The organism is Borreliella lanei (assembly GCF_014205895.1).
GTDB classification, from domain to species: domain Bacteria; phylum Spirochaetota; class Spirochaetia; order Borreliales; family Borreliaceae; genus Borreliella; species Borreliella lanei.
Genome location: NZ_JACHFC010000002.1, coordinates 14,509 through 31,600 on the forward strand (window position 1 = coordinate 14,509; position 17,092 = coordinate 31,600).

General features: G+C 27.9%; 17 protein-coding genes. 4 read left to right on the forward strand and 13 right to left on the reverse strand.

Going from position 1 to position 17,092, the window contains the following annotated elements; genetic code table 11:
- Positions 1–17 precede the first annotated feature (17 nt).
- A complete protein-coding gene (locus HNQ06_RS02270) occupies positions 18–203 on the reverse strand; it encodes a hypothetical protein (protein WP_184107345.1) in 186 nt (61 codons plus the stop codon).
- 19 nt (positions 204–222) lie between these two features.
- Positions 223–492, reverse strand: a complete 270-nt coding sequence (locus HNQ06_RS02275; RefSeq protein WP_184107346.1) for an SIMPL domain-containing protein — start codon at positions 490–492, stop codon at positions 223–225.
- 70 nt (positions 493–562) lie between these two features.
- Here HNQ06_RS02275 and dusA point away from each other — a divergent pair, with 70 nt between their 5' ends.
- A complete protein-coding gene (dusA, locus tag HNQ06_RS02280) occupies positions 563–1,570 on the forward strand; it encodes a tRNA dihydrouridine(20/20a) synthase DusA (protein ID WP_184107347.1) in 1,008 nt (335 codons plus the stop codon).
- Here the strand turns inward: dusA and serS are convergent.
- On the reverse strand, positions 1,560–2,837 hold the full coding sequence (serS, locus tag HNQ06_RS02285) for a serine--tRNA ligase (RefSeq protein WP_184107348.1): 1,278 nt from the start codon (positions 2,835–2,837) through the stop codon (positions 1,560–1,562). The two genes, dusA and serS, sit on opposite strands and share 11 nt — an antisense overlap.
- Before the next feature lie 129 nt (positions 2,838–2,966).
- On the opposite strand from serS, the gene HNQ06_RS02290 reads away from it, so the two are divergent.
- Complete coding sequence (locus tag HNQ06_RS02290) at positions 2,967–3,668, forward strand: hypothetical protein (protein ID WP_184107349.1); 702 nt, start codon at positions 2,967–2,969, stop codon at positions 3,666–3,668.
- Positions 3,669–3,683: 15 nt separating this feature from the next.
- Positions 3,684–6,599: an insulinase family protein gene (locus tag HNQ06_RS02295; protein WP_184107350.1), complete on the forward strand. Its 2,916-nt coding sequence runs from the start codon at positions 3,684–3,686 to the stop codon at positions 6,597–6,599.
- Between the two features lie 35 nt (positions 6,600–6,634).
- Here the strand turns inward: HNQ06_RS02295 and HNQ06_RS02300 are convergent, their stop codons facing one another.
- The 8 genes from HNQ06_RS02300 to HNQ06_RS02335 all read right to left on the reverse strand — a co-directional run bounded on the left by HNQ06_RS02300 (position 6,635) and on the right by HNQ06_RS02335 (position 13,642).
- Entirely contained in the window at positions 6,635–6,880 is a 246-nt protein-coding gene (locus HNQ06_RS02300) for a type B 50S ribosomal protein L31 (protein WP_151551523.1), read from the reverse strand.
- Between the two features lie 60 nt (positions 6,881–6,940).
- Positions 6,941–8,488 (reverse strand): transcription termination factor Rho, encoded by a 1,548-nt coding sequence (gene rho / locus HNQ06_RS02305; protein ID WP_184107351.1) that lies wholly within the window; start codon positions 8,486–8,488, stop codon positions 6,941–6,943.
- A gap of 79 nt (positions 8,489–8,567) precedes the next feature.
- Positions 8,568–8,975, reverse strand: a complete 408-nt coding sequence (locus HNQ06_RS02310; RefSeq protein ID WP_008882847.1) for a bactofilin family protein — start codon at positions 8,973–8,975, stop codon at positions 8,568–8,570.
- On the reverse strand, positions 8,976–9,302 hold the full coding sequence (locus HNQ06_RS02315; RefSeq protein ID WP_184107352.1) for an HU family DNA-binding protein: 327 nt from the start codon (positions 9,300–9,302) through the stop codon (positions 8,976–8,978).
- Positions 9,303–9,314: 12 nt separating this feature from the next.
- Positions 9,315–9,572, reverse strand: a complete 258-nt coding sequence (gene rpsT / locus HNQ06_RS02320) for a 30S ribosomal protein S20 (protein WP_002556832.1) — start codon at positions 9,570–9,572, stop codon at positions 9,315–9,317.
- 74 nt (positions 9,573–9,646) lie between these two features.
- Complete coding sequence (locus HNQ06_RS02325) at positions 9,647–10,474, reverse strand: hypothetical protein (RefSeq protein ID WP_184107353.1); 828 nt, start codon at positions 10,472–10,474, stop codon at positions 9,647–9,649.
- A gap of 17 nt (positions 10,475–10,491) precedes the next feature.
- The gene (ychF, locus tag HNQ06_RS02330) at positions 10,492–11,598 is read right to left on the reverse strand and encodes a redox-regulated ATPase YchF (RefSeq protein ID WP_184107354.1); all 1,107 of its coding nucleotides are present in this window, start codon (positions 11,596–11,598) and stop codon (positions 10,492–10,494) included.
- 37 nt (positions 11,599–11,635) lie between these two features.
- Positions 11,636–13,642, reverse strand: coding sequence for a hypothetical protein (locus HNQ06_RS02335; protein ID WP_184107355.1), 2,007 nt, complete (start codon positions 13,640–13,642; stop codon positions 11,636–11,638).
- Between the two features lie 148 nt (positions 13,643–13,790).
- Here HNQ06_RS02335 and lnt point away from each other — a divergent pair, with 148 nt between their 5' ends.
- Entirely contained in the window at positions 13,791–15,356 is a 1,566-nt protein-coding gene (gene lnt / locus HNQ06_RS02340) for an apolipoprotein N-acyltransferase (protein WP_184107356.1), read from the forward strand.
- Here lnt and HNQ06_RS02345 read toward each other — a convergent pair.
- Positions 15,296–16,066 carry a hypothetical protein gene (locus HNQ06_RS02345; protein WP_184107357.1) on the reverse strand — a complete coding sequence of 257 codons (771 nt, stop codon included), beginning with the start codon at positions 16,064–16,066 and terminating at the stop codon, positions 15,296–15,298. The genes lnt and HNQ06_RS02345 overlap by 61 nt on opposite strands.
- 63 nt (positions 16,067–16,129) lie before the next feature.
- Positions 16,130–16,732 carry a deoxynucleoside kinase gene (locus HNQ06_RS02350; RefSeq protein WP_184107358.1) on the reverse strand — a complete coding sequence of 201 codons (603 nt, stop codon included), beginning with the start codon at positions 16,730–16,732 and terminating at the stop codon, positions 16,130–16,132.
- Positions 16,733–17,092: the final 360 nt, after the last annotated feature.

Genomic DNA, 17,092 nt, shown 5'->3' on the forward strand with positions numbered 1-17,092 from the left:
AATTTCCCTTAATACATTTAATCTAAATAATAATAAATAGTTGAAGTAATCCTTGCATATACAATAAAATTTTTGATCGAAACTACTAGCATTTCAGACTTTATATCATTAATTTTATTAAAATAATATCTTAAACCCACATTAATGCTAATTAACAAGCCTTGATTATAAAGCTCAATAATATTTTTTTCTAGTGTTTTCATTTTTTCAACATCAATTGTTTTAGCAATTAAAAAAACACACATACATATTTAATAAAAAAGTTTTAATCTTAGATAAATTTAAATTATTTGCTTTAATATAGTCATCAACCGAATCACCATTATACTGTAAATTCCAAATCAAAAATTCCAAAAAGATTTCTTTTTTGCTTATGCCCCTAACCGTAACATAATCACCATTTCTAATGCCAACGTTTTTTATTCTGTAAGAAATTATAATTGATAATGATAAGAAAAGTATTAAAAAAAATAAATCTTTTCTTCCAGACATATAACAATTCCTCCTAAAAACAAGAACAAATAATTGTTAAATTAGCTCGTTTATTCTAACATATTATGTAATGTTAATGAATCGTAAAATATCAATAGCTCCAATGGTAAACATTACAGACGAGCATTTCAGATACTTAATAAGACTTTTATCAAAAAAAGTTACATTATACACCCCAATGATTTCCGCAAAGTCAATAATTATGGGTGATGTAAAAAAAATTGTAAAGCAAAACCCCTTAGAATCTCCAATTGCAATTCAAATAGCAACAAACTCCAAAAATGATGCCCTTAAAGCTATTCAAATTCTTGAAAAACACTTTAATTTTGACGAATACAATCTTAATGTTGGATGCCCATCTCTAAAAATCCAAAATGCAAATTGTGGAGCTTGTCTAATGAGCGATGCTAATCAAGTAGGTGAAATTTTAAAAACGATGAAAGAAAATACAAATAAGCCTATTTCAATTAAACATAGATTGGGTATAAGGACTTTACATAGTGATTATAAAAATGAAAGTTATTCTGAAGTAAAAAGCTTTGTCAAAATAATCTCAGATTTTGGTATCAAAAATTTTATTGTACATGCAAGGATTGCAATATTAAAAGGATTTTCTCCTAAAAATAATAGAAATATTCCAAAATTAAGACATGAATTTGTATATAACTTGAAAAAAGAAAATAAAAATTTGTTTATTGAGATAAATGGAGGAATCAACAACTCAGAGCAAATCAAAAAACACTTGTCTTTTGTTGATTCTGTCATGATTGGAAGAAGTGCGTTTGAAAATCCATACTTTATTGCAAATGCCTCAAGAGAATTTTTAAACGAAACTGATGAAATTCTTACAAGAAAAGACATATTGATGCAAATGGTAGAATACATTAAAGAATACGAAAATTATTTGTCGATAAATATATTATTCAAGCATCTTATGGGAATAGTATTTTCTAAAGAAGGAGCTAAAAAATTTAGACAAAATTTAACAGCACCATTTCCAAAAAACTTAAAAAAACATGAAATATTGCTAAAAGCTATAGAAACATTGCCAGAAAAAATACTAAATTCTAATTCTTAAAAGGAATATAATCAAAGCCTGTATACTTAACCAAACTTTTAGGAATTCTAACTCCTCCCTTTTGATCCTGAAAGTTTTCAAGTATGGAAATAATAACCCTTGTTGTAGCTATTGCTGTTCCATTTACCATGTGTGCAAATTTATTTTGCCCATCTTGATCTTTATACCTAATCTTAAGCCTTCTTGATTGATAATCCGTACAATTTGAAGTTGAGGTAACCTCCCCATAGCCACCTTTCCCGTCTCTTCCAGGCATCCACGCTTCAATATCATACTTTTTATAAGCTGGAGCACCAAGATCAAAAGAACAAATATTTAAAACCCTATAAGGAATTTCAAGCTCAGTAAAAATTTGCTCTTGAATGCTTAAAAATTCGTCATGAATAACCCCAGATTCTTCTGCTTTACAAAAACAAAACATCTCCACCTTGCTAAACTGATGAACTCTATAAAGACCTTTTGAAAGCTGGCCATATGCTCCAGCTTCTTTTCGGAAACAATGTGAAAATCCTGCCATTCTTATTGGTAAAGTGAGATCTATTATTTTATTATAATAGTAACCACCAAGCGTAATTTCAGAAGTCCCTACAAGATATTTATCTGTATCTTCAATCTTATAAATATTGCTTTCGTTGCCACGAGGATTAAAACCAATTCCATCAACTATAAACTCTCTTGCAACATCAGGAGTAATAAAAACATCAAAACCTTTTTCTCTTAATTTATTTAAAGAGAAATTAATCAGAGCAATTTCTAAAAAAACTGCTTCATTTTTAAGATAATAAAATTTACTTCCGCTAATCTCACGTGCTCTGTCAAAATCTAGAAGATCTAAATCTCTACCAAGCTCTAAATGATCTTTTGGCTTAAAATCAAACTTTGGAACAACTCCCACTTTTTTTATTTCAAGATTATCTTCTTCACTACTACCAATAGGCACATCAGGTGACAAAATATTGGGTACTCGCTTATTTTCAAGGTCAAAATCAACAGATACTCTTTCAAGCTCTTCTTCTAGATCAATAATCTGTTTTTTTAAAATCTTTCCGGTTTCTATTAAAGAGATTTTTAAAACCTTATCAAGATTTTCTCGCATTTTAGAAGAATTTTCATTTCTTCTTGCATTAAGCTCGCCAATTTTGGTAATTATTTTTTTTCTCTTATCATCAAGATAAATTAACTTATCAATATCTAAAACAAGACCCCTTGCTTTAATACTTCTCTTAACAAGATCAAGGTTATCTCTAATAAATTTCAGATCAAGCATTCTATCTCCTAAGATATGTCTTAAGTAAAATTTTTAAACAAAATTACAAATAATATTAATTCATATCAAGGTTATTATATAATATCTTATAGCAGGATTAGAATAAATATTGCAGGGAGAAATCATCGCATGCTAAGTCCAAAAACAATAAAAACAACTTTTATGTTAATATCTACATTAATGATTTTTAACGGATGCACAAAAAAATTAACCAAGATCAATTTTAAAGATATTAGCTCAAATAGTAGCAAAATGAATTCCTTAATAATAAATTCAATGAGTTCAAAAGAAGAATCACAATTTTATGAATACAATATTAGAATCCCTAAATTAATAATCGAGGGAAAAGAAAAAGGAAATCTTGAAGAATTGAATAATGAGCTTAATGAATATGTGAGCCAAATTGTAGCAAGACTTGACATTGTTAGCAAAGAGCTTAAACCTGAGAATAAAAAATTCAGCCTAAAAATAGACTATGAAATTTACCATGGACACAATATTTATACAATAATACTTGTTGCAACTCAAGAAATCAATGATAGCCCTATTACAAATTACAGAAGCTATTACATTCAAGATAAAGGAAATTACATTCACAATATTGATGACATAATTAAAACAGATGAAGCATTCCCATTTTTTATAAAAAAAATTAAAGAAAAAATTTCACCTAACGAATTATTATTTGATTTACAACAAGCAGTAATTTACTTTGAAAACAAAAAAATTATTATTAAATTCCCTGAATATACATTTAAACTAGACGATACAGAGGAACTGCCAAACATATTTGAATTTAATGAAAGTGAGATAGCACAATTTGTAAAATAAGGATTAAAGACATAAATGAAAAAGAAAAAAATCTTCAAACTAATTTCAAAAACTTATTTAGAAGAACATGATGCAGAAGGATTGTATTTTAAACACGACAGTGGTCTTGAAGTATTTCACTTAAAAAGTGATTCTTTTAAAGAAAATGCATTTTGCATAGCTTTCAAGACAATACCTTCAAACAATACCGGAGTTGCACATGTTTTAGAACACACAATTTTTTGCGGCTCTAACAAATATAAAATAAAAGATCCATTTCTTTACCTATTAAAAGGAAGTCTAAACACATTTTTAAATGCAATGACATTCCCAGACAAAACCATTTATCCAGCAGCATCAACAATTGAAAAAGACTATTTCAATTTATTTAATATCTATGCTGATTCTATATTTAACCCATTGCTTAAAAAAGAGTCATTTATGCAAGAAGGATACAACATAAATCCAAAAGATTTTAAAGTATCTGGAATTGTATTTAATGAAATGAAGGGTAGCTATTCAAATAAAAATTCTCTAATAAACGAAATAGCAAGTAGTTCTCTTTTTGAAGAGGGAGCATATAAATACGATTCAGGTGGAATCCCAACAAATATTATTGATCTCACCTATGAAAGTTTTTTAGATTTTTATAAAAAATATTACACACTTGAAAACTGTAAAATATTTTTATGCGGCAACACACAAACTGAAAAAAATCTAAATTTCATTGAAAAATACATAATAAGGCCTTATAAAAAAGAAAAAAGCTATGTTAATATTGACATAGAAAACGTTAAAAGATGGGAAAAGGGGAAAAAATTAACATACAAAATTCCTAAAGAAAACGATAATTCTCTTGGGGTATACACAATAAATTGGCTTTGCGCAGAAATTAGCAATATTGAAGACAGCGTTGGCCTTGAAATTCTCTCAGAAATACTCTTAGACGATTCTTGTTCATTCACAATCAATATCTTAAAAAGCGGAATAGGTGAAGACATAGCCCATATTAGCGGAATCAATACAGATTTAAAAGAATCTGTTTTTTCATTTGGACTCCAAAATGTTGTTGAAAACAAAGAAAAAGAATTTAAAAATTTGGTTTTTAGTGAGCTTAAAAATTTAGTAAAAAATAAAATTCCAAAAGAATTAATAAAAGGAATTCTTTTTGGCTACGAATTCGCTTTAAAAGAAGAAAAAGGCCAAAATTTCCCTATCGCTTTAATGATAAAAAGTTTAAAAGGCTGGCTAAATGGCCTGCATCCAATTAAAACATTACAAACAAGCTACTATATAAATGAAATTACAAATAAATTAGAAAAAGGAATTTATTACTTCGAAAATTTAATTGAAAAATATCTAATATTTAATAATCATTATACATTAATAAGCTTTATTCCATCACACGACACAGAAAAGGAAATGGAAGAAGAAATTGAAAAAAAATTAATGGCAAGGGAAATTGAAATCAAACAAAATCCAGAAGAATTCTTGCAATTTAAAAAAGACTATAATCAGTTTAAAAAATACCAAAATAAAAAAGACTCTAAAGCCGATATAGCAAAACTTCCCTTACTAAAAATAGAAGATTTACCAAAACAAATAGAAAAAAGTTTGGATCTTAATGAAATAAAAGAGCTAAATCTACATTCTTTTAAATTTAAGAATAACAATATTTTTAATGTAAATTTATTTTTTAAACTAAATTTTTTAGAAAAAGAAGATTATATATACCTATCTTTATTCAAAAGAGCCCTTCAAGATTTATCTACAAAAAACTATTCTTACGTAGATATTAACAATAAAATCCAAAATACTTTGGGACAAATAAATATATCTGAGAGTTACGACGAGGATATTGATGGAAACATTTTAAATTCATTTAATATTGGATTTAAATCTTTTAATCATAAGATTAAAGAATCATTTGAGCTGATAAAAGAAATTTTAATTAATATTAACTTTCATGATTATGAGAGATTAAAAGAAATAACACTAAGCTTAAAAAATGATTTTAAATCCTTATTAATCCCTAAAGGACATCTTTTAGCAATGTTAAGGTCTAAATCAAAACTAAAATTAAATGAGTATTTAAAAGAATTGCAAAATGGAATAACAGGTAGAGAATTTTGGCAAAAAGCAAAAACCGATGCAGAATCTTTAAAAGAAATCGCAAATAAATTAGACAATTTAAAAAATAAAATAATTTTAAAAAACAATTTATCTGCACTAATAATGGGAAATACTGATGACATTCTTAAAAACTTAGAAAGTGAATTTTTTAATCTAAAAGAAAGCCTAGAAGAGAGTAATCATTACGATAGATTGCTCAATCTTGATACAAACAACAAAACATTAAAAGAAATAATAATTATCCAATCAAAAGTGGCTTTTAATGCTATATGTTTTCCTAGTTACAAAATCAATGATGAAAATTATCCAAAAGCAAATTTTCTAGAGCATATATTAAGAAGTGGAATTTTTTGGGAAAAAATAAGGGTAATAGGGGGTGCATACGGAGCAAGCGCGTCGATTGCTAATGGAATTTTCTCTTTTGCGTCCTACAGAGACCCCAATTTCATCAAAACGTACCAGGCTTTCGAAAACTCTTTAGAAGAATTAGCTAATAACAAAATGACAAATGAAGAGATTTATACCTATTTGATAGGTTTAATAGGAACTAACATCTATGTAAAAACTAAAGCTACAGAAGCTTTGCAAAGCTATAGAAGAAAAATACTAAATATTAGTGACAGCTTAAGACAAGCTATTCGAAATGCCTACTTTACAATTACACCGCAAGACATTAAAGAAATATCTGCAAAGATTCTAACACAAATAAGACATCACAATAGCATTGCATCTTTGGTAAATAACCAAACATACGAAGAAGAAAAAAACAACCTAGAAAAATTAATAGGAAAAGAATATAGCGTAAAAAAAATTTATTAATATTTACTCAAAATTTCATACAAAAAACCCAATTTTTAGGACTTTTTATACCTTTTATTAAACTTATCAATTCTTCCCGCTGCATCAACAAACTTTTGTTGGCCAGTATAAAAAGGATGAGATTTGCTTGTAATCTCCACAGTAATTAATGGATATTCTTTTCCATCAATATATTTGATAGTTTCCTTTGAATTCAAAGTAGACCTAGTTAAAAACATTGCTCCATTTGATCCGTCTTTAAATACCACTAAATTATTTTTAGGATGTATATCTTTTCTCATAAAACCTTCCTCTTAATCTTCAATAAAGTTTAATTTACATTAGAAATAATGTCAATTTATTTAATTACCATTGCTCATTGTCTTTAAGAAAATCTCATTGTTTTTACTTTTTTTCATCTTTTCTATCAGAACTTCAACTCCCTCATAATCATCAACACCTCCAAGTATTCTTCTAATAAGCAAAATCTTAGAACGTTCCTCTTCGCTAAGAAGTAACTCTTCTTTTCTGGTACCTGACTTTTTAATATTAATAGCAGGGAAAAGTCTTCTGTCTGCCAAACTTCTATCAAGAATTAATTCCATATTACCAGTACTTTTAAATTCTTCAAAAATAACTTCATCCATTTTGCTACCAGTATCAACCAAAGCAGTAGCTATAATGGTCAAACTTCCCCCTTCTTCTATATTTCTAGCAGATCCAAAAAACCTCTTTGGCTTATGAAGAGCATTAGAGTCTACCCCCCCCGATAAAATTTTACCAGAAGTTGGCATGGTTTGATTATATGCCCTTGCAAGCCTTGTAATAGAATCAAGCAAAATAACAACATCTTTTTTGTTTTCAACAAGCCTTTTTGCCTTTTCAATAACCATCTCTGCTACCTGAACATGCCTACTAGCCTGCTCATCAAAATTAGATGCAATTACTTCACCTTTAACACTACGAATCATATCTGTAACTTCTTCTGGCCTCTCATCAATAAGCAATATCATTAAAATAACATCTGAATAATTAGTAGTTATTGCGTTAGCTATTTTTTGAAGCAAGGTAGTCTTTCCCGCTTTTGGAGGAGAAACTATTAAAGCTCTTTGTCCCTTACCTATAGGTGAAAAAAGATTAATAAGCCTTGTAGAAATATTGCAATTTTCATATTCAAGATTTAATTTCATATTGGGATAAAGAGGAGTTAAATTATCAAAAGGTATTCTGTTTTGAGCAAACGTAGGATCTTGATCATTAATAGATTTAATTTTAACCATTGCAAAAAATCTCTCACCATCTCTGGGTGATCTAATTTGGCCATATAAAATATCGCCAGTCCTTAAATTAAAAAGTCTAATCTGAGAAGGAGAAACGTAGACATCATTGCCCCCTGAAAGATAAGAATTTGATGCGGTTCTCAAAAACCCATAACCATCACTAAGCACATCAAGCACACCTGTAAATAAAACATTAATATCATTCTCACTTAATATTTTTACCAATAAAAATATTAATTCTGTTTTTTTCATTGTTACAGCAATAGTATGATTAGTCCCAAGACCTTCAACAATTTTTCTAACCTCTGTAATTGGCTTATCATAAAGTTTTTCAATCTCTACATAATCTTTACCATTAAAAAACTTGATGATATTACTTTGCTCTAAAGTTTTAATATTATTTTCTAAACCTGAAGAAGGAATATCATAATCAAATTCAGGAAATACTACGCCGTTTGAATCCTTTGCGCTACTTAAATCTACAGATTTTGTCACGTTAGATGCAGAATCCTTTTTAGCAACAACTTTGACCACTTTTTTTTTCAAATTATCTTCAATCTTAAACTCTTTAGAAACATCCAACCGCCTTATTTCACTTTCTAAATCAAATCCACCATTTTTTTTATCCATATTTTCCTCTACGAATTAAATTTTTAAGAAAGGATTTTATAAAAATCTACTTATTATTAATTAATAAAAAACACTGACCCTATTGCAAAGTATCTTTTATTTGTGAAACGGTGAAAGAAAATAAATCTACAATTTCATTAGACTTTATCATTTCACACTTACCATCAAAAATTATATTATCATTAATAAATATTTTTTTTGTTTTTATATCCCCATATATTTTACAACCGCTGTTTAAATAAACTTTACTAGCAGCGTTTACATTGCCCTTCAAAATTCCTTCTACTATTAATGTATCACAAATTACCACATTGGTAATAACCTTACTATTCTTGCCAATAAAAAGCACACCTCCTTTTGAAGATATTTCACCCTCAAAAGAAGAATCAAGATACAAAGTTCCTTCAAATTTTAATTTTCCTCTAAAAGTTAAACTAGAGTCCAGCTTACAATCCCATTTATAAGAATCTACAATATTAACCGGCATTTAACCTTTAATACCCCACACTCTCTCTTTCAAATCTTTGCCTGGACGAAAATACGCAACATGATGATCTAGGACCTTAACATATTCCCCTGTTTGAGGATTGCGAGCATTTAAGCGTCCCTTCCTTTTTCTAACTTCAAACGTACCAAAAGATCTAAACTCAATAACATTATTCGAACAAAGATTACTTTTAAGCTCTTCAAAAAAAGCATCTATTACAAGTCTTATATATTTTTTTTCTAATTTCAGATTATTATTTCTAATATTCAAAGATATTTGATCAACAATGTCTGATTTAGTAACCTTTGGTCTTCTTGAAAAAGACATAAACTAATTTCCTTACTTTAGCAGCAAAACATTTAAACGAGATTTTTTTCTAGCAGCCTTATTTTTATGAATTATTCGCTTTCTAGCAGCAGTGTCTAGTTTTTTTGCAACAAATTTAAAAAATTCAATAGCTTCGTCTTTCTTGCCCGCTTTTATCATGTTGATACAGCGTTTTTCTATTGTTTTTAATTCACTTTTTACACTTACATTTCTAATCTTTCTTTTTAAATTTTGACGAGAGCGCTTCAATGCAGATGCATTTTTTCTCAAGTTATACTCCTTAATAATATTATTAAACAATAGCTTTAATATATCAACTAATTCAAATATAGTCAATCAAAGCTTTAAATTAATTCGGTACAATAGTTTTGATTGATATAGTCAAAAACTTTTTGCATGGAATAAGAAATTTTTTTATTCAAAATATATACTTTTTTTGTCTGCTGACTTCCTTTATATAAAAAGCATAAATAATTTTTATTGTTAAATTCAAATTCTCTAGCAATAAAAACTTTTTCAAAAAATTCATAAAAATAAATTTCACTTTTAAAAATTTTTCTTTCACAGATTGAATCTTTCCTAAACTCATAAAACAATACTATATTACTAATAACTGAAAAATCTCCCAACAAAACTTTAATATCAATAAAAGAAATAAATAAAAAAATAAATATATTACCTAATGAAATGTAATAAACAAATAAACTAATCATAATACGAGCTAAAAACATATAAAGATAAGTACAAGATAAATAATATCTTATTGGAAAATTTTCCAATTTTGGAACAAACAGATCCTTTCTCTTAATTTTAAGCTCTTTGAATAATTCATTTGAACCATTGCCTATCCAAAAACAAACCTTAATCTTTTTTTTATTTTTTAATTTCAAAATCAAAACATTGTCTGACAATCTTTTTTCAAACAAAATAATATCATCAAAATCAAAATTACAACTTAAAAAAATACCCTTATAATAAATCTTAGATCCCTTAAACAAGATAGAACAAAAATATCTTAAATAAAAAAAAATTACAAAAAAATTTACTAAAATAAGAGCTATAACAAAGTAAAAAAAACTTGTATCATAAAAACCCAAATAAAGCAAACAAATCGCAATATTAAGAACAAACAAGCTAATTAATTTTACATTATTGAAAAATAAATCACGCATATAATATAAAAATAAATCTATACATTAAATTTAAAAAAGATTACATCTCCATCTCTTACAATATATTCTTTACCTTCAATTCTAACAAGTCCTTTCTCTTTTAGTTTTTGAACACTTTGAAATTTAAATAAATCCTCACAAGAATAAACTTCTGCCTTAATAAAACCCCTCTCAAAATCACTGTGAATTATTCCAGCAGCTTTGGGTGCTCTCATGCCCTGATTGAATGTCCAAGCTCTAACTTCTTGCAAACCTGCTGTAAAATAGGTTCTAAGCCCCAAAGTATAATAGGCTTTTTTAATTAAATTACCAAGACCACTATCATTTATTCCAAATAATTCTAACATTTCATTTTTATAAGATATATCCTTTATTTGGGCAAGTTCAGCTTCAATTTTGGCACACAAGATTAAAAAATCATTTCCTTCTTTTAAGGCAATATTTTTTACAATATCTGTATATTTATTGCCGCTAAGTGAATTTTCATCAACATTACAGACATACAAAACTTTTTTAAAAGTCAAAAGATTTAATGATCTAATAAAGTTGTATTCAAAATCATCAAATTTAAACTCAATAGCAGGATTCATATTGCTTAAATGGTCTTCAAGTCTTTTTAGCATTAAAACAATTGCTTTAGAAGATTCACTAATTTTTTTATCGGTGCTTTTAACATTTTTTTCTTGTTTTTGAAGACTTTTTTGAACAGTTTCAAGATCAGATAGACAAAGCTCAACATTAATTGTAGTTATATCTCTCTCAGGATTAATATCATCATTAATATGAATAACCTCTTTTTCTTCAAAACATCTTACAACATGAATAATAAGAGAAACTTCACGAATATTAGCCAAAAACTTATTGCCAAGCCCTTCGCCTGTTGATGCTCCCTTGACAAGGCCTGCAATATCCACAAATTCCATAACAGCAGGAATAATTTTGCGCGGAACAATGCACTCTGCGATTTTTAAAAGCCTCTCATCAGGAATTTCTACTATTCCTATATTTGGCTCAATAGTACAAAAAGGATAATTAGCGATCTCAACACTAGATGATGTCAAAGATGAAAATAAAGTAGATTTACCCACATTAGGAAGTCCCACAATCCCCGCATTAAGTCTCATGGCCTAAGCCCCCCCACTAATAAAATCAAAAAGAAATCTAATTAATAAAATATGCAAACTCTCCTCTTCCTGTCTGTTGATTTATATTTGCTTCAACAGATAAATTAAAATATTTATTGGGCTCTTGAGGGCCTGGATAATAATACTCTAGCAAATAAGTACCCGTTTTTTGTTCTAAAATTAAATCATAAACCTTGGATACTCCCTCATAGGATGAAAAAGGAATTATAGAACCACCTGTTTCATTAACTAAATACTGAAGCTTACTATTAACAGGATCATTGCCAAATAATATTAAGTAAAACCTTATATCATTATTTTTATAATAGCTTACTATTGTATCTAAAGAATACTTTTCAAAAGCTTTATGATTTAAAATACCACCACTAAAATAAACTACTGCTCTTCTTGAGCTTTTTGACATAAGCCCAGAACCTGCTAACTTCAAACTAACGTCTGTTTTTACAGCATCTGTACTATAAGGTCCAAGAGAACTTGTGTTTCTAATGCTATTTGTCAAGCTTTCAATATTATCTATAATAGGCACACTTGTTGCATTTATAAAACTAAAGTTTTTATTTTTTGACAACTCTATTAAAGCATTTAAACCTGCGATTTGATCTAGATCATATTTTTTCATATAAGAAGATTTATCAAAAACAACTGCTATATTAATGTCTTTTGAAGCATTTACATTATATGCTATCTTAGGATTGACAATGTAATAATTTTCATTTGAAATTGAAAAATTTTCACTTTTAAGCCCAACAACTGGTAATCCGCTTTTACTGCTAACATTAAGCTCAACGTAAATTTTAGGCCCTCCAAGTCTAACTATTCTTCTAACATCAACATTTAAACTGTCATAAAGACTTGAATCGCTCTTGTAAACTGAAACCTTGGCATTATTAAAATCTGAGACAATCATCTGATTATTGGCATCCAAAATAGATGAAGAAATTTTAGAATTCATTTTATCTGCTTTTAAAATTTTTGTAATTGTCTTTTTAGCAATACTATATTTATAAACACCATCTTTTGAGGATACTATAACATTGTTGCCTACAAAATCACTACTAAGCCCCTCTATTCCCTCAATAGAAGTAAAAACTGAATATAAATGATTGCCACTAGTATCAAAAACTTCAATGGTATTTCTCAGAGAATCTGCAACATAAATGTTTTCATTCAAATAAGTAACGCCTGTAGGACCTAAAAGGCCCTTATAGCCTGAAGTCCTAGAACCAAAATGCAAAATAAAATCACCCTCAAGTCCAAATTTACTTATTCTTTTATTTCCCCATTCGCTTACATAAATGTAGTTTCTCTTATCAATAGCCATATACTGAGGAGCAAGCAATTCGCCATCTTTAGTGCCCTTTTTCCCAATAGATTTCCTTTTAGCTCCAAGAACTTTGTCATAAACACCAATTTCATCACTTGAATAAAGAGTCACATAAAGTAAATTATTAACTTCAATAACATCATAAGGTGATTTTAAATAACTAAAGCCATCTTTAACTAAAGTATTAACATTATTATTAACATCAAAATACAATATTTCATTACCTACAAAGTTAGCAGCATAATATCCACCGTACTTATCAGCCCTCAAAGATGTAATTTGATACCCATGTGGCCTTTTGTAAATAGAATTATCAAGAGAAGCAACTTTTACAAGTTTTTTAAAATTAAGTTCATAATTTGAAAAAATACCTCTCCTTTGCTCAATCGTAGAAATCAAATGCCTAAGATAGGGAACCTTATAACCTTGATCTTTTAAATTTCTCCACTCCATTAAGGCTTCTTCAACATAACCCAATCTATAATAAACATTGCCAGCCCAAAAATGATAATCAAGATTATTAGGATCAAAGCTTAAAATTTTTTTAAAAGATAAAAGAGCATCATCATAAATCCCATTATTATAAGAATTAAGAGCCCATTTAAACTCTTCTTGAGCATCTTTATTAGTAACTATTCCTTGGGCATGCAAACTAAAAATATTTAAAAAAAACAAACCAATAAAAGCAAAAATTAACATAATCCCCTTTACTCTTTCAATACCTATTATAAGCATAAATTTCCAAAAAAATAATACAAAAAAATTAATACTATCGTATAAAATTATTAATGATAATGTTAAATATATTACACCATTATGCTACTAATAATAGTAAAAAAGAGGAAAAATGAAAACTAGATGCTTTTGCTTAGCCGCATTTTCAGGAATTCTTACAACACTTGCAATTCCAAATGAAATTAAAGAAACCGGATATTCAATCCTGGGATTTGTTGCCTATGTACCACTTTTTATAGCCTTAAACAAACTAGAAGATAAAAAAACATTAATGGGACTGACGGTATTTTACTTTATAATAGCCAACAGCTTGCAAAATTTTTGGCTTGGATTTTTTCATGCATTTGGATGGATTACATTCATTGGAGTGGTAATAGGGTACATTCCATATTCATTAACTTTAGGCTATTTCCTTTACTACTCTTTAAAAAACTTCAAAAATAAAACGATGAGCATAGCAATGCTTTTTACATTTTATGATTACTCAAGATCAATTGGATTTTTAGCATATCCCTGGGGGCTTGCAGCTTTCACCGTAAATAACTTCAATAATTTAATTCAAGTAGCAGACATTTTTGGTGTATTTTTTGTATCATTTGTAGTCTACTTTTTAAACTCGGGAATTGCAGACTTTCTAATCCATAAAAACAAAACAAATTTGCTAAACATAGCATTTCCAATGCTGCTAATAACAACATCTTTTACTTACGGGGTGCTTAAAAAAACAGAGCTAAAAAACTTATTAGCAAAAGAAATAGACAGTCTAAACATTGCAGCTATTCAGCTTAACACTGATCCATGGTTGCCAGGAAATGACAAAAAAGGAATAAGAGATTCTATTGAAATTACAGAACAAGCCTTAAAAGAAAATCCAAACATAGAATTTGTAATCTGGAGCGAAGGGGTACTAACCTACCCTTTTAGCAAAGAAGACCAGCACTTTAAAAGCTCTGATTTGCACAATGAGCTTAAAAATTTTATAAAAGAACGAAAAATCCCATTTGCCATTGGGGCTCCCTCAAATGTGGATAAAACTATAAGGATTCAACAAAATTCTATTTATATGATAGAGCCAAACCTCAATATTGCAAACATATATTCTAAAATATTCTTAGTCCCTTTTGCAGAAAAAATTCCATTTTACGAATATGAATTTGTAAGAAACTTTTTTTTAAAAAATTTTAGAATTTTAGGACAGATTGAAGGAAATAAAATTGAAATATTAAAATTGAAAAAGTTTAAATTTGCTCCTTTAATATGTTATGATGATGCATTTCCAGAACTTTCAAGGTTTTACAAAACCCAAGGTGCTAATACATTGCTAAATTTTTCAAACGACTCTTGGTCAAAAACAAATTCAGCAGAATGGCAACACTTTGTTGTGGCTAAATTTAGAAGCATTGAAAATGGAATCAAAACTATTAGAGCTACAAACTCAGGAATTACTGCAATCATCAACGAATACGGAGAAAGCATTAAAAAATTAGAAACTTTTAAAAAAGGATACTTATTATCAACAGTAAAACTGTCTCCAACATTTACAACCATTTATGAAAAAATTGGAGACTCGTTTATACATATATTAATAATGATGTTTTTAATCACAACATTAAGATTTCAATTTATGGAAGACAAAAACCAATTATTATCGTCTTCTGTAGTAAAAATTAAAGTCTGATGTTCTTTCCAAAATGGAAAATTTTTAGTAACATCATTTTTTTTGGCATTCACATTAACAGCAAAAGAAGTATCATTGGATTTTGAAATTTTTAAAGACTTTAAATCGTAATAATCATCAACTGATAAATACTCTAACTCATCAGCATCAGCCTTAGATGAAGCACTTGATAAAGTTGATATAAAACCATCTTTTGATTCAAATTGCCCCATAACATTAACTTTATCCGCAATAACAGAATCAAACAAATCAAAGTTTCTAGAAATTAAAGCTCTTGCAAACTTTCCAAATTGAAACTTAATAATTTTATCTTGATTTTTGCTTCTCTCTCTTTGAGCAATATATTCTATTTTGGGAGCATTTGTAAAATCATTGATTTCTATTTTTTCGTGCACTATTCCGGGTATCTCCTCAAGCTTAACATCCTCAAGCATAACAACCTTGGAATTGTCATCCTTAATCCTAGCATCAAGCTCTTTAACTGCAAGCTTAATATCAACTCTCTTTTTCAAATCTGGATAAATCTTTAAAGCCTTTGCTTGAAAAAGCTTTCCCTTTTTAATTTTACCAACGTTTATATATCTTTGGCCAACCTCATAATAAAAAATAGCAAGCTCTTTTTGCTTATCAACATAAGAAGAACTACCTTGAGCAAACAAATTCAAAAAAACAAAAGAACATAAAAAATACAGAAGAAATAATCTTCTCATAAGAACCTCCATTAACACTCAACCTTAAAACAAAACAAAAGAATGTCAATCTACTATAAATAATTATAATACAAGTTTATCTCTAATTAAAGAAATCACTTTATTCTTATCCTCTTCACTAAAAATATTTATATTATCGTAAGAAAATTTTATTTTTGACGACAAGCTGTATTCATCATACCACTTTAAATATTTCCTATTAAGGCCCTCAAGATAATCCCTGGGAATATTCATTTCAAAGCTTCTATTTCTATTTTTAATTCTGCGCTCAACCTCATCAATACTACAATCAAGATAAACAAGCAAACTTGGTCGCTGAGAATGTTCAAGCATATTATCAAGAAGATCGATATATATTTTATATTCTTCATCAGAAATATGCCCATCACAATTTAAAAGAGACGCAAACACACAATCGCCATAAATAGATCTGTCTAGTATGCCCCCTTTTGTTCTAAATACGCCTTTTATTAATTTAAACCTCTCATTAAGAAAATTAATTTGAACTGGAAATGCCCATCTGGATTTATCCTTATAAAATTTGTCTAATACAGCCAAAGTAAAATCATTATTCAGTTCACTGTAAAAAGGAATTTCCAACTCCTTTGATAAAATATTTCCAAGAGTAGTTTTCCCTACTCCAATTAAACCTTCTATTACAATCACCAAGTCTACCTCCAAAATAACTTAAATAAATTTACATATAAGCTAAAAAAAGAATTGCTAAAGAATAAAACTTCATAAATCAAAAAATCCAATATAAAAATATTAATATAAAATAAAAAATCCTTAAACAAATTTTAGAAAAGAAATTCATAATTTAAAAATTAAAATTTTTAAATTATTGACATTAATCTTAATTAAAAATAAGATATTAAATATAATTTAAATAAAGCTTTTATTAAAAAAAATAATTATTTTTAATAAAAAAAGCTAAAGTGCAAAAATGCTAACCATCTTACAAAAAAACAAAATAAAATTTAATTAAAAAATTTAATATATTCGGATTAAAAAATCAAAAATTAA